The sequence below is a fragment of the Pseudoalteromonas sp. M8 genome (assembly GCF_018141365.1).
Lineage (GTDB): Bacteria > Pseudomonadota > Gammaproteobacteria > Enterobacterales > Alteromonadaceae > Pseudoalteromonas.
The window spans coordinates 1,475,771-1,490,751 of record NZ_CP047240.1 but is presented as its reverse complement, the minus strand read 5'-3'; the positions used below and the strand labels follow the sequence as shown (position 1 = coordinate 1,490,751).

Below are 14,981 nucleotides of genomic sequence, written 5' to 3'. Positions count from 1 at the left end.
GTATCGCGACAAAGCCGACCAAGTTAGCGGATTGGCACACACGGGACGTTGGTTAAGTAGTACTCGCCTCTAACAAGTATGATTGGGTTTTCTAAACAATTTCCCGCCATACAAAAATATAAGCATTGTGAAAATCACAATCGGATTCATTATTTTAGTCAGAGTAGGAAAGTCATGAACCAGTACAACACAGAAAAGGAAGCAATTCAGGTCGAGAAAAAGCTCGGTAGTATTGTTTTCATCTCGCAAGATCAATCACTTTCTCTGGAGTCAGTGCAAGATTACGCAGCTCAGCCCTTATCCAAAGTAAAATTGGACGAATTGGCACTAAAAGCTAGAATCGAGCAAAACCGTCAATACCTGGACAATAAATTAGCAAATCAAGAAGATATATACGGCGTGACGACTGGTTTTGGTAACTCAGCAAGTAACCGTATTTCGACTTCTCTCTCTGAAGAATTACAACAAAACCTCATAGCTTATCATGGCTGTGGCGTTGGTGATTACCTTTCAGAGTCTGATTGTGCCGCGACTTTATTGATCCGCATGAACTGTAATGCCAAAGGCTTTTCAGGCGTTAGTTGGGAATTGCTGGCGCAAATGGAAACCTTTCTAAACAACCGCATCATCCCAGCTATCCCTTCTATGGGTTCAGTGGGTGCGAGTGGCGACTTAACACCACTTTCTTATGTCGGTGCCGCACTTGGTGGTAAGCGTAAGGTGTACTATCAAGGACAACTACGTGAAACCGCTGAAGTGTTAGAAGAGCTAAACATTGCGCCATACAAGCTAAAGCCGAAAGAAGGTTTAGCTATCATGAATGGTACTTCGGTTATGTCTGCCATCGCCACGAATGCGCTAAAAGACATCCGCCGCGGCATTGATTTAAGCTGTAAACTGATCGCGCTTTATGTCGAACTTATCGAAGGTCGTGCATCGCCATTCCATAAACGCGTACACGAACTTAAACCACACCGCGGACAGCAGATCTGCGCAGAGAAAATTCTAGAACGCTTAACTAACGTCGATCAGCGTTTAGGTCGCAGAAACCGCACCGATGACAACATTGAGTTTGGCAAGCAAGAAACGTTCAGGTTACAAGATAGCTATTCAATTCGCTGCTCTCCGCAGGTGTTAGGTCCATTAATTGATGCTGAGATGTGGGCATCACAGATCCTAACGACTGAAATCAACTCTGTGAACGATAACCCACTATTTGATGATGAGAACGACCTTATCCTCAACGCGGGTCACTTCTACGGTGGTCACGTTGCAGCGGTGTGCGATACCCTCAAGCCACTCGTTGCAAACATGGGCGCCTTACTAGAGCGTGAATTAGGCATTTTGGTTGACGACCGTCTTAACGGTGGAATTTCTAACAACTTGGTTGCGCGTGAAGATCTTGGCGACAAAGCTTGGGTACACCACGGTTTCAAAGCAATGCAAATTACCTCTTCTTCTCTTGTTGCAGAAGCACTGAAAAATGCAGGCCCTATGTCAGTATTTTCACGCACAACAGAAGCACTAAACCAAGACATCGTCAGCATGGGCACCATCGCCGCACGTGACCTTCGTCGTATTACAGATCTTATCAAGCCAGTTATTGCTATTCAGGCAATGGCGATCCGCCAGGCATTTTATGTTGATGGGAAAGATGCAAAAGCAGAGAAACTCAACGCACTTTCTCGCGAGTTTTTCGACGAAATTAGCAGCAACTTCCAACCAGTCATTGAAGATAGGCCGATGGATGTCGAAATCAACAATATGGTTAACGCCCTATTTAATGAGCAGTAACCCTCTCTAAGTCATTTTTGAGATGACGATAACGCTATAGCTGGCAGCTTCACTGCAGCCAGCTAGGGCTTGTTGTTGCTCAAAAACCGCTAATGAGACGTAAACTACACACCAGAGAAACTAAAAAGGATATAAAAATGAGTAGCTTAGAATCAATAACACAATTTATTAAACAAGACATCATTGTAGACAATTTAGAAGTGGTAGATAGCATTGATGAAATCGAAGATGATGCTCAACTTATCGGTGACGGTCTAGATCTAGACAGCATCGAGGTGCTCGATCTTGTGGTATCTATCGAGAAAAAATACAACCTTAAGTTCAAAGATTACCCAGAACAAACCATTCAAGAAAAAATGAAAAACGTCAGTACCTTAGCTAGCTTTGTTCACGAACAAGTTGAAGCACAAACAACAGCTGAAGCTTGTTGATCTGACCGTAACCATTTTCGCTTGGAAGGACACCATGCAAACATACAGTGCCATTCGTTCAACACTCATGCAACTGATTGAAGCTGAGTTAGAAGTAGATAAAGAACAACTAGACGTACTAAGTGACGACGCCAATTTAATTGAGGCGCCACTGTTTCTCGACTCGGTCGACCTTATGCAGTTATCTGCTGCATGTAAAAAAGCGTTCCAATTAAAAGACTTGGGCGAATTGAGCACTGTAACTTTGGCGACACTAACACGTCAAATAGCGTTAAACTTAACGCAACAAAAACAAGCAGCACCCTTGGAGACTTGGGCAGATCAAGTCACCTCTCTCAAAGAGACCGATTTACTAGCACTGATACAGCGTAGTCTAGAGTGTGAGATCATCGGTCAGGCTCGCCTTATCAAAGACAGCACGCCCTGCGATATCATTGTGAGCACTATGGTGTTATTAGCGCACAATATCACTCCGGTATTAAGTGCGAATGCGGCCGCGAACGCCAATGCGTTTAGCTGGCGAGAACTCACGCTTGCCAATCAAGAGGTAGAAGTTCCGTTTCGTTCCATAACGGCATTTTTACAACAGCATAGCGATAAGACAATTGGCTTTGAAACGTCAGGCAGCACAGGCAAGCCACAAACTTGGCATAAATCCATCGCCTCACTCCATGCAGAAGCCGTCACCTTTGCTGACACTTTCTCGTTTGACGCAGTAGATTATTTCTGTGCCTGCGTTGATATCCGCCACATGTTCGGCTTTATTTGGGCATTTATGCTCCCTCTGCAGCTTGGCAAACCGGTGTGTTATGAACTCGGTTCAACACCGGATTTACAACCTGTAAAAGACAAACAGGTAGGTGTGATCTTAACGCCAACTATGTTTGACTTTGTGGCCGATCAGTTAAATCAAAACCACTGTTACTTAATAAGCTCAGGTGCACCATTCAAAGGTGAGAAAGAGCAAAAACTTGCCGACCTTATTTCTTACCTATCACTTTCAATACAAGCTTTTGAGGTACTAGGAAGCACTGAGACCGGCGGTATCGGCTATCGTCCATTAGGCAACAACGAAACGCACTTTACTAAGTTCACTGCGGTCGACATTTATCAAAATGGCGAACACAAAACCATGTTGAGATCACCGTTTTTAGTGGCTAATTGTGATGAGTTTGAGCTCAAAGATAAGCTGATTTTCAGCAATGAAAACCAATTCACACACGGTGGGCGCGCAGACCAAATATTTAAGTATGCAGGTAAACGCTACTCGCTACAAAGTATAGAAAAAATCCTCCAAGAACGCTTTGCGGGACTTCGCCATCGCGTGTTTTTTATCGAGGACAATAACAATAATAAAGGGGGCGAGCTGGTCGCCTTTGTCGAAGGACTATCTTGCATCCCTACACTTCAGGACATCAGAAGTTGGTTTAAAGATTTACCCACGCCGCAGGTTCATTTTTTGGCGCAATTTCCAGAAAACGAGCTCGGCAAAATCACCCTCTCGGCACTACAGGAATGCGTACATGAATAATAAACAACAAACTTTCATTACTGGTTATGGTGTGCTCTGCGCAGCGGGCGAGAATCGCAAAGCGCTGCTAACTAGCATCAAGGAAAACCGCACTGGTATTGACCGCATTAATCGTTTCGACACACAGGGACTAACACACAATGTTGGGGCGCTCGCTATCAACTACGAGCACCACAGCGCAGAACATTTTGATATGGATCTGGCGAGCCAATACGCTATCCATGCCGTTACAGAAGCACTTGAGCATGCAAATTTAGCCTTAACTGAGATGGACAGTACCCGTGTGGCATTTATTCTCGGTAATGCAAACTGCGGTATGTTTTCATTGATGGAGAGCCTTAAAGGTCAGCATCAACTAGGGTTTAAGTTTTATCCACCACATCAAATTGCAACCGATGTCAGCCGCCACTTCGATATTCAGGGCCCTGTAATGACTTTCACCTCGGCCTGTACCGCAAGTAGCAGTGCCATTGCTTTTGCTAAGCAACTTATCGAAAATGACCAAGCAGATGTTGTCATTGCTGGCGGTGCAGATGCCCTCAGCGAGTTAGTTTACGGCGGCTTTCAGTCGGTACAATCCTTGAGTCCTAAACCTTGTGCTCCGTACAGCGAAAAAATGGGATTAAGTTTAGGTGAAGGCGCAGGTTTTTTAGTCTTTGAATCGCAAACACATGCTAATAAGCGTAACGCAACGCTGCGATATCAATTGCTCGCGACAGGGTCGAGCTTAGATGCTCACCACGCTACAGCGCCTAACCCCGAGGGCGATGGTGTACGCCGCGCTTTTACGCAGACATTGTCCTATGCGCCCGTTGCAGCAAGTGATATTGAATATATCAACAGCCACGGGACTGGTACGCCAGCAAATGATGGCGCAGAGCTAAAAGGGATCCAATCAGCCATTGGTGAACAGGCCATGCGCGACGTCTCGGTTTCAAGTAGTAAATCTTACTTTGGTCATACCCTTGGTGCCGCTGGTGCCGTAGAACTTATTTCAACTTTGGTCAGTCAGGATGAAGGGCTTCTACCAGCAACACTGGGTGTCGACTCAATAAGGTCGTGTTGCCATGCGTATCAATTAGTGACCAATCAGGCCAGACCTCAGGTTGTTGATGTTTTTGCGGTGACTAACTCAGCATTTGGTGGCCACAACACCAGCATGCTACTCAGTAAACATCAGAAAACGTCGATTAACACGGCGTCAAAACCGGTGTATCTACTTGCTGCCACCAGCCTGTCTGATACTGAAGTATACAATGCTCGACAAAATAGCACCGACCACTTTGCTGAATTTAACTTAAAACAGCAGTTCCCTGCACTTTTCCAGCGCCGTACACCGTGTGTTGCACAATTTGCCTTAGGTGCCTGCCAATTTACCTTACAAGACAGCGATCTCAATTTAGCACAATTACCACTGCCAGAATTCGCAGCCTACTATGCAAATCCCATTGGCTCGCTGGAAACCTTAGATAAAAACCTCGCATCATTTCAAGATGGCATTGCAGAGCTAAAAAGTACGCATTTCCCCAATACCGTCGTCAATGCCACATTAGGGCAACTGGCACTCGGCTTCGGCTTTAAAAACTCGGCCACTTGTGTGAGTGATTTAGGCAATGACTTTCTACATGCGCTTTGGAGCGCAACTCTTGATATGCGTGAAGGTCGAAGTCGATATGCGATGGTATGTAGCTCGCAAGACGATACTGCACTCTCGCAGCGGGTCTGGGCTGCACATCAATTCCAAGCAGATATCGGTCATTTTTCCAGCGCGGCGCTCTTGGCAACCAGCGAGGTGTTACCGGCAGGCTACCAACCTCTCGCAGAACTCATTGATTTTATTCAAATCAATGATGCACAGGAACATCAAGCACTAGACAGATTATTGGCAAGCAAAGCCAGAAAGCTAAGCCAAGTAGGCAATGTCGTGTTAAGTACTCATCACGACGAAGCGTTTGCCACCATTGCAGCAAGCTTGGACAGCCATTTACCACAAGCTCAACTTATAAAATATCAGCCACAAACCACGCCTCTACACAGTACAGAATTAGCAGTGCGTGCGCTAATGCATGCACTCAACACCCCAGTTGGTGATATCGAGTTAGATCAAACCCTACTCCTAAGCGTTAATCTCGCGGGAAGTATGACGGGATGTATTTTACGAACAGTAAGGAAATAAGATGACGACCGTGATCGAAGTGAAGAACTTAAGGAAGGTCTACAAAAGAACACGAAAAGTTGCCGTCGATGACGTCTCTTTTAGCGTTAGCGAAGGCGAATGTTTTGGACTCCTTGGGCCCAATGGCGCCGGAAAAACTACGACGTTGGAAATACTTCAGGGCTTGCGTAGTGCAACGTCAGGTGAAGTGACGTTATTTGGTCTTAATTGGAAGCAACACGAAACCAAACTTCGCAGCCTTATGGGTGGCGTGATGCAACACAATAACCTCTACGAAAAACTCAAAGTAAAAGAGTGCGTCGAGCTATTTGCCAGCTTTTACCCAAGCTACACGCCAATTGATACGCTGCTTGAGCGCTTCAATTTAAGCGAGAAAAAGGACGCTTGGCTAAGCGAACTCAGTGGTGGACAAAAGCAACGCGTATTTTTGGCGATGGCAGTGGTTGGCCAGCCCAAGTTGGTGTTTTTAGATGAGCCAACTACGGGACTTGACCCCACGAGTCGCCAAGAGTTTTGGCACATCATTAAAGACCTCAAAGAAGCCGGTACCTGTGTGATGTTAACGACGCACTACATGGATGAGGCAGAGTTCTTATGCGACAACTTAGCCATCATTAATTCAGGTCAAATCATAGAGTCAGGCGCGCCAAGCGACATTATTAATCGCACCTTTGAGACTCCGGTGATTAAAGAACCCAGAAAAGCCACACTCAACGACGTATTTTTGAAACTCACAGGTTCCACGATGGAGAGGGAAAGTTATGCCTGAGTTAAGTCAAACTAAGTTATATCCATTTTGGCAATTAATGATGGTCAATATTCGACCTTTTTTCCGTGATAAAGCGGTATTGCTATGGACATTCGGTTTACCTATTTTTATCGCCCTATTGTTGATCCAAGCCTTCTCCGGTGGACCAAAAATGTCTCCTATGAATGTGGTGGTGATGCATGGCGAGCAAATTGAACAGAAATGGCTTAAAGCGATGGAGGAAGATCCACTCGTTACCGTTACCCGCCTCTCACAAACCGATTCAATTGTGCTGGAAGACAGTTTTGCTTCTGCTCAGCTGGCGGAAGTGATCAGCTCACCAGGCTCAGTGCTACGTAAGCTGCAAAATGAGGTGAGCCCTGAAGTTTACCTTGCCCCCAACGCTATGTTTTCTACTCATAACTCCGATGAGTCGTTAATGGCACGTAACTATCTATTGCGTCTTAAAGCGCAAGCTAACGGCGAAGAGATGCGAAGCAATGTCATTAGCGTCAAAGGTTATCGTTACACTGACTGGTTGATCCCGGGGATCATCGTGTTACAAGTCCTTGGTTTAGCACTGGTGTCGATTGCCAACAGTTTAGTGTCGGACAGACAAAACGGCTTTTTTAAACGTCTACGCCTTTCTCCTTTCAAACGCCGTGATTACATCATTGGGATCGTGCTCGCACGCTTATTCTTGCTGGTGTTCCAAATGCTGATTCTGTTCGTCGCATTTCACTTTTTATTTGGTTACACGCTGCAAGGAAACGTGCTGGATATCATTGCAGTAATGGCACTCGGTTCATTTTGTATCTGTATGCTCGGCGTGTTAGTCGGCGCCCGTAGCCAACGGGTTGAAGTCTCATCAGGGATAGCTAACTTACTTTACTTTCCGTTGATGTTTTTATCGGGCATCTATTTCGACACCGCTAACTTCCCCACTCTACTGCGAGAAATAGTTTCGTTACTGCCAACCACTGCGTTTTTGGATGCACTGCGCTTAGTCGCAAACCAAGGCGTTGAACTGGCTGCGGTAAGTCGTCAACTGATTATTTTAGGCGTCACCAGCGTGGTGTTTTTCCTCATCGTTTACTTCTGCTTTGACTGGGGAGATGAAAAATCATGATCACCGATAACTTGCCGCACAAGGCACCATTTAAGTTTGCAGACAAGATAATCGAACATTCACCGGGAGAGATGATTGTTGGACTAAAGTTTGTCTCGCATAACGAACCAGGCCTCCAAGGACATTTTCCGGATGAGCCTATTTTCCCGGGTGTGTTAATCATTGAGACCATGGCGCAGATCAGCGGCTTGTGCTGCAACAACACGCACAAAGGAGGCATGCTGTCTTCCATAGAAAAAGCCAAATTTAGTCGCCCTGTTCGCCCCGGCGAAATCATTAAAGTAACGGCAAAACTAGAAACTGAATTTGGTGCGATGGCGCGCTTTAAAGCACAAGCACACGTTGAAGATGAGTTGGTTGCAAAAGCTGAACTCACGATTGTTTACACGGATTAAGGAACTTGGTTGTGTTTACTGGAAAGACAGTAGTAGTGACTGGCGTATCCAAAGGGATAGGCAAAGGCATCGCACTCGCCTTTTTGCAAGGTGGTGCTCGAGTATACGGTATTTGTCGCACACAAACCCCCATCGCGGAGTTACACAAACCTGAGTATCAAGCTCGTTTCACTCAACAAAGCGGCAATATTACCGACAGCGAGTTCGTCAACTCCGCTATTCGCCAAGCGATAAGCGACACGGGTCGGGTTGATGTGTTAGTGAATAACGCTGGGATCACGAATGATAGCTTGTTCTCTCAGATGTCGTACGACGCTTTTCATAACGTGTTAGATATCAACTTCAAGGGTACATTGCTGTGTTGCCAAGCGGTGTTACCAGTCATGACTAAGCAAGGTGCAGGCAAGATCATCAACATGGTGTCGCAAAGTGGAATAAGCGGACGTGAAGGCCAAGCCAACTACGCGACCTCAAAAGGCGCAATTATTGGCCTCACTCGGACTATTGCACGGCAATATGGTCACTGTGGTGTTTACTGTAACGCACTCGCTCCGACGTTTATTGCAACCGATATGATTGATGATATCCCCGCAAGCATTATCAACCCGGTGCTTAAACATACCGCACTAGGTCGTGTTGGGAGCGTCAAAGAGATTGCTGATGCCACGCTATATCTCGCTTCTAGCGCCTCTAACTACCAAACTGGAAATGTGCTTCGTTTGGATGGAGGGCTTGCGGTATGAATGCTCAAGCGTTTATTTTACTTTATCCAACAAGTGAGTTTGATAGCCACTTCGTTACCCATTTGCTGTCGCAAAAACATCCGTTACTCCTTATCAATGCAAGTGCTGAGGTGCTCGAGCATAATCCAGAAGCGAGCCATATCCACCTCAACGCTCCCCTCTCGGAGTTAAATACCACTACATTACTAGATTGGTTTGAACTCAATAATAATCAGCAAGAAGTGATGGTACTGCATTGTGCCAATCGCCTTGATGAAAGCAATCTACTCGAAGACATTGCCGTTGGCGAGCAAGTGATTGCGCGTCTAGAAAGCGTATTTTCGGTCCTCAGAGTCATTGCGGACAACCTCAGAGTAAGTGGTGGAAACCTCGTCTTTTTAACTCAATCAGACACCTTAAATTACGAATTAGAAGCCACCGCCAGTGTCTGTAACCACGCTCATAATGCGTTGATGATGACGCTCGCGCGCGAGTATCAAGGTAGCAAGCTGGCAGTTAACAGTTTTGTGTTACCGCTACTGGCTACCGATAGCAAAGCCGCAAGAATCCAAAAGCGCAACCTAAAAGGAGGCGTATTGGGTGCACGACCTGCGGTATACAGCTATCAAGACTTGGTGGAATACCTAGTCAACTTTATGAAAACCAACACCATGCTCACCGGTCAATCCATCGCATTCACACCAACGCTGGAGCTCAAGCTATGATGCCGGTTGACTTATACTGTTTCCATCACGCAGGTGGCTCTTCTTTGTTTTTTAGGGAATGGGCCAAACATTTACCTGCGCATTGGCAACTCCACGGCATCGACTTACCGGGCCGTGGTACTAAAGCAGGCATGCAATCTTTACGGGACTGGGATGAGGCACTTAGTCACCTAAGTAGTAGCACGCAACTTCAGCCGCGTAGTGAGCGGTTGTGCGTGTTTTTTGGTCACAGTCTTGGCGGGATGGTGGCTTATAAGCTTGCCGATCATCTTGCTAAACACGCACTGACAACACCGGATTTACTCTGTCTATCTGGGTGTCGCGCGCCAAGTATTCCCTCGGCTACCCAGTACTCAAAATTGACTGACTCGGACTTGCTCACGACTTTATATCATCTCGACATGCTGCCTAAACATCGTTTAACGAAGGACGTAGAAGCGGTTGTGGCCGCCATGTTTAAAGACGACTTTATGTTAGCCGAGCAACCCGTCAGTACTGACATTACGTTAACGATGCCGGTCGAACTGATCCTCGCCACACAAGATCACTTGGTTAAGCCTGAGTCACACCAAGCTTGGTCTGAGTACTGCGAGAACTATTTTCAGCACCATTATGTCGATGGCGGTCATATGTATTTACAGCAACGCCCAACGCTGGCGTGTGAGGTGATTGTCGCCGCAGTAGCGCGACACCTAGCACGCTTGCAGCAAACAAAATACCAAAAAGCAAACTGGCAAAAGCCGTTGTGTTAAGGCGAAAAAACAAGGATCACGCAATGAACTCACAGTCCAATTCCGCCAATTTCAAGTCACTGACAACGAGGCAACTTCACGTATGGCAAGCCCAACAGCTTGATTTGGCAAATCCAGTATATAACATCGCTTGCGCGGTACAATTTACCGGCGGGCTCACAGCCGAGGCACTAGAGCAAGCCTTGGTGTTGCTATTTGCAAGGCACCCAGTTTTATCGAGTCGTATTGATGAGGCTCAAGGCGAACCACAACTCGAATTATTAGCCTGTGCCCCTAAGTTATTAGCCGTGCCTGATGAGATTGCCGCTTTTAGTGACTCTGTCACCGCCAAAACCTTAATTGAGCAAGCCATCGATATCACTAAAGAGACCTTTCAATTCTACGCTTGTAGCTCAGAAACTCGGTTGCTATTGACCATCAAAGGGCATCACATCAACTGTGACCAGTGGGCATTACAAGTACTAATGAGCGATTTACTCGCATGTGTAGAAGCGGTGCTTGATAACTCTGAACTTGATCTCGCCCCTCTTGATTATCAAGTGATGTTTGAAGAAAAGCCTGAGCGTGCAGCAACTTCACAACAGAGCGAACTCTATCCTATCGATTTTTACCAGAGTAATACTGAGGCACTAGCGCACCATTATGACGGCATCGCGTTTCGTGAAGAAAACCCAGAGGCACTCAAACAAGTAAAACAGGTAGCCTCTCAAGCTGGCGTTACGAGTTTTAGCGTCGTGCTTGCCAGCGTCTTTTTGACTTTATTTCATACCACTGGGCAAACCGATTTGACCATAGGGATCCCGATGGCTCGCCGCACCCGTAAAACACGTGCGATCTTAGGTCATTATTCAGACGTTGAAACGGTTTCTATTTGCGATATTGAGCAGTACACAGGCGCATCGCTTATCAGTGAAGTCAGTAACCAGCTCACCCAATTACTGCTGTCAGGAAATAATAATAAAGACGCTGCGAAGCATATTAATGTCACCTGTAACTACTTAGCCAAGCTAAAAAGCAATGGCATTCGTCCAGGGATCACCCCGTTGATGATTGGTCGCCAAGGGTACGAACTTGCTTTGGGCACAGCGGGAGATACCATTATCAAAGGGGTATCCATTGAGCCTGGTGTTTCACAATTTGATATCGAATTTACGCATTTTGAAACCGAAGGTGGCCTTTGTCGTAAAGTGGTCGCCGCTAAGTCTGTCTTTTCTCGCGTGGCAATGACACGGATCACCGATATTCAGGCGCGCTTTATTGAATTACTTACCCACTCTAGCGATCTTAATATCGCCGAGCTGCCTGTACTGGATGAAGAAGAGCAAAAGCTGATCTTGGCGCGCAGCAATCAAGATAATGAAACGTTCTTTTCCGACACCACTTTAAATCACTGGTTTGAACAAGCGGTAAGTAAACACCCAGATCAAATCGCGCTACAAACCCAAACACAATCTATCGATTATAAAACCCTTAACGCCAGAGCCAACGCCCTTGCCTTGCATTTACGGGAGCAATATCAGTCTCAGTATCAGCGAACCCTCACTGCCGATACGTTAATTGCGCTGTACATGCAGCCTTCTATCGAGATGCTGATTGCAATTCTTGCTGTCACTAAAGCGGGTGCGGCTTATGTGCCGCTGTCTCCCGACCATGCCAGCGAGCGAACAACCTTTATTCTAAGTGATACTAACCCAAGCCTATTGATTGTCGATGAACAAGAGTATGCCGCTGCACAAGAAAAATGCCGTTTGGCGGAGGTGGCTTGCCCACTAGTTACACCACTCAATGCCCAGCAACAAAGCGACACAGCCCCTGTCATAAACCAATCACCGCAGGATTTGGTATACATCATTTATACCTCGGGTACGACAGGCCAACCAAAAGGCGTGATGCAAACTCATGAAAACGTCGCTCGATTGTTCACGGCGACGGAGCAAGATTATGGCTTTGACCATCACGATACTTGGGTGCTTTACCATGCCTATACTTTTGACTTTAGTGTATGGGAAATGTGGGGCGCCCTACTTTATGGCGGTAAACTCTGTATTCCTGACAACAGCCTGATCCGCGATTTTGAGGCCTTTGCAGACTACTGCTCAGATAATCAAGTGACTGTGCTTAATCAGACCCCTGCCGCATTCTATGAATTTAGTGCAGCGGCACTAAGTGCAAAATTGAATTTTGACAAACTGAGGTATGTGATTTTCGGTGGTGACAAACTCAACCCCGAAATGCTCAACCCTTGGTGGAACTGCTACGGCGATGAACAGCCGCTATTGGTCAACATGTATGGGATCACTGAAACCACGGTGCATGTCACCTATAAAGCACTCACGCAACAATCAAGTTCTAAAGCCTCTCATATCGGTAGACCCATATTAGATATGAAAGCGTACGTACTAAATTCCAAATTGCAGTTGGTCGAACCCGGTGCCTGCGGTGAGTTATATATTGGCGGTGCAGGTCTTGCTCGTGGTTATTTAAACCGCGAAGCGCTCAGTCAAGAACGCTTTATTAGCAGCCCGTACGCAAGCGAACAAGATATTCAACAAGGACGAGCCAGACTGTATAAAACTGGTGACTTGGCAAGACGCCTGCCGGATGGTGAGTTGGAGTATATCGGTCGTAACGATAATCAGGTGAAGATCCGTGGCTACCGTATTGAACTGGGTGAAATCGAAAGCGTGATCAACCAATTGCCAGAAGTTGCCCAAGCGGTGGTTATCGACCGTACCCTACAAAGTGTTCCCTACCTAGCCGCTTATATCAAGTTTAAGCCACAACATCACGGCCAAACTGCCCAAGTGAAAGCCCATGTGAGTCAAGCGCTACCCAGTTATATGCAGCCAAAAACGTGGACTGAGCTTGCGGAAATACCTTTGACTGGCAACGGTAAATTAGACCGTAAAGCGTTACCAGAGCCTGAACTGGTAAGCCAAAGCGAATATGTGGCGCCGCAAGACGAAACGGAAGCACAACTGTGTGAAGCATTTAAAACTTTGCTTGGTGTTGAGCAAGTGAGCACCAAAGATGATTTCTTTGCTATCGGTGGTGATTCTATTCTCACGATTCAACTCGTTGCTTTGCTCAGAAAGCAAGGCATTGAACTGCAAGTAAAAGATATCTTTGATTGTCCAACTGCAGCGGCGTTAAGTCAGCGTATTGTTAGCGTACAAGCGACTCAACGAGAGATAACACAGGAGCAAGGCCTGCTGAGCGGACGCTTTGATCTACTGCCAATTCAACAATGGTTTTTCAATAAAGCACTACCGGAGGAGAATCATTGGAATCAGGCATTTGCAATCAGGATCCCAAGCGGCTTTAGCCAAATTCAATTACAAGAGGCGCTACACAGTTTAAGTGATCAACATGATATGTTGCGCACAACCTTTATGGAATTTGAAGGCCATATTACGCAAGAATATAACGATGTGAGTACGATGGCGCCACTCAACGTCCTTAACGGCAAGTCACACGATGTACAAGCAGAACTCAACGCGCGACAAAGCCAGTTCGATATTTGTAATGGCCCACTTTGGCAAGTTACACATATCGAAGCGTTTTGCGAAGACTACGACCTGCTTCACTTTGCACTTCACCACTTAATCATCGATGCAGTTTCTTGGCGGATCATCGCGCAAGATCTGCAAACCCTTTTAGCACAAGGAGAGTTGCTGAGTAAACGTACCAGCTATCGACAGTGGGTAGAAATGATGCAAGCGTACCCGGCAGCACACCCGCAGGAAATGGCATTTTGGCAGCGTTTAGCAACCAACTTGCCAAGCTATCCGCCAAGCATGGCTGCAACACCGTCAACCGCTTGGTTAGAGCTAGACGCGCACACCACGGCCCGCTTCATACGTGACGCGAATGCAGGCTTCAATACGCAAGGTGAAGAGTTACTACTGGCTGCTTTGTGCCAAGCATTGAGTAAAACCTTTAAGCAAACTCAGCATACTATCACGTTGGAAAGTCATGGTCGTGAAATGTGGCGTGATGATGCTGATATCAACCAAACAATTGGCTGGTTCACTTGTTTGTACCCGCTACGCCTGACTCAACAAGCGACACTAAGCGACACCATTATTGATGCCAAAGAAGCGCTACGCCAGATCCCGAATAAAGGTCTTGGTTTTGGTAGTGCACAACTGCAAGACACCAGCTTAACGTTGCCAAGTATCAGCTTTAACTACTTGGGCCAAATGGGTGGGCAAAGCGATGCGCTTTGGCAAATAGACAACCAACTGCAAACCGAGACAAGTTCCGCACAAAACGGCTCGGATCTGATCCTCGATATCAATGCGTTGGTTCAGGGCGAGCAACTCAGGATCAAAGTGGATTCATTACTAGATGGCAATCTTACCGATGCCTTCGCTACTCACTTAACACAAGCGCTGCATGATGTATTGGATACGGCGCTCGAGGCGAAAAAGCGCGGCGGTGTAAACACCCCTAGCGACTTTGGCGCGGGCTCGCTTTCTCAGGAGCAACTAACTGCACTGCAATCCCAGTTAAGTGAAACACAACTAGAACAAACCACGACTCAGTCTGAAAAAACACAAGAATTAGAGATTTAAA

11 protein-coding genes are annotated in these 14,981 nt (G+C 46.4%); all 11 read left to right on the top strand.

The features are described 5' to 3' along the window. Positions 1-174 precede the first annotated feature (174 nt). The 11 genes from GSF13_RS11350 (at position 175) to GSF13_RS11300 (ending at position 14,980) form a co-directional block, all read left to right on the top strand. Positions 175-1,794, top strand: coding sequence for an aromatic amino acid ammonia-lyase (locus GSF13_RS11350; protein ID WP_010606259.1), 1,620 nt, complete (start codon positions 175-177; stop codon positions 1,792-1,794). A gap of 137 nt (positions 1,795-1,931) precedes the next feature. After that, entirely contained in the window at positions 1,932-2,225 is a 294-nt protein-coding gene (locus GSF13_RS11345) for a phosphopantetheine-binding protein (RefSeq protein ID WP_010369398.1), read from the top strand. Between the two features lie 34 nt (positions 2,226-2,259). Beyond that, on the top strand, positions 2,260-3,756 hold the full coding sequence (locus GSF13_RS11340; RefSeq protein WP_211868368.1) for an AMP-binding protein: 1,497 nt from the start codon (positions 2,260-2,262) through the stop codon (positions 3,754-3,756). Beyond that, a complete protein-coding gene (locus GSF13_RS11335) occupies positions 3,749-5,932 on the top strand; it encodes a beta-ketoacyl-[acyl-carrier-protein] synthase family protein (protein ID WP_211868366.1) in 2,184 nt (727 codons plus the stop codon). Before GSF13_RS11340 ends, GSF13_RS11335 begins: the two co-directional genes overlap by 8 nt. A gap of 1 nt (position 5,933) precedes the next feature. Continuing rightward, a complete protein-coding gene (locus GSF13_RS11330) occupies positions 5,934-6,701 on the top strand; it encodes an ABC transporter ATP-binding protein (protein ID WP_010369407.1) in 768 nt (255 codons plus the stop codon). Beyond that, positions 6,694-7,809: an ABC transporter permease gene (locus tag GSF13_RS11325; protein ID WP_010369409.1), complete on the top strand. Its 1,116-nt coding sequence runs from the start codon at positions 6,694-6,696 to the stop codon at positions 7,807-7,809. The genes GSF13_RS11330 and GSF13_RS11325 overlap by 8 nt, the downstream gene beginning before the upstream one ends. Beyond that, positions 7,806-8,204: a 3-hydroxyacyl-ACP dehydratase FabZ gene (gene fabZ, locus GSF13_RS11320; RefSeq protein WP_010369411.1), complete on the top strand. Its 399-nt coding sequence runs from the start codon at positions 7,806-7,808 to the stop codon at positions 8,202-8,204. The genes GSF13_RS11325 and fabZ overlap by 4 nt, the downstream gene beginning before the upstream one ends. 11 nt (positions 8,205-8,215) lie before the next feature. Beyond that, a complete protein-coding gene (locus tag GSF13_RS11315; protein WP_010606256.1) occupies positions 8,216-8,947 on the top strand; it encodes an SDR family oxidoreductase in 732 nt (243 codons plus the stop codon). Beyond that, positions 8,944-9,651 carry a hypothetical protein gene (locus GSF13_RS11310; protein WP_010606255.1) on the top strand — a complete coding sequence of 236 codons (708 nt, stop codon included), beginning with the start codon at positions 8,944-8,946 and terminating at the stop codon, positions 9,649-9,651. Before GSF13_RS11315 ends, GSF13_RS11310 begins: the two co-directional genes overlap by 4 nt. Then, positions 9,648-10,403 (top strand): alpha/beta fold hydrolase, encoded by a 756-nt coding sequence (locus tag GSF13_RS11305; protein WP_211868364.1) that lies wholly within the window; start codon positions 9,648-9,650, stop codon positions 10,401-10,403. The genes GSF13_RS11310 and GSF13_RS11305 overlap by 4 nt, the downstream gene beginning before the upstream one ends. A 23-nt stretch (positions 10,404-10,426) precedes the next feature. Next, the gene (locus tag GSF13_RS11300; RefSeq protein ID WP_211868362.1) at positions 10,427-14,980 is read left to right on the top strand and encodes a non-ribosomal peptide synthetase; all 4,554 of its coding nucleotides are present in this window, start codon (positions 10,427-10,429) and stop codon (positions 14,978-14,980) included. Position 14,981: the final 1 nt, after the last annotated feature.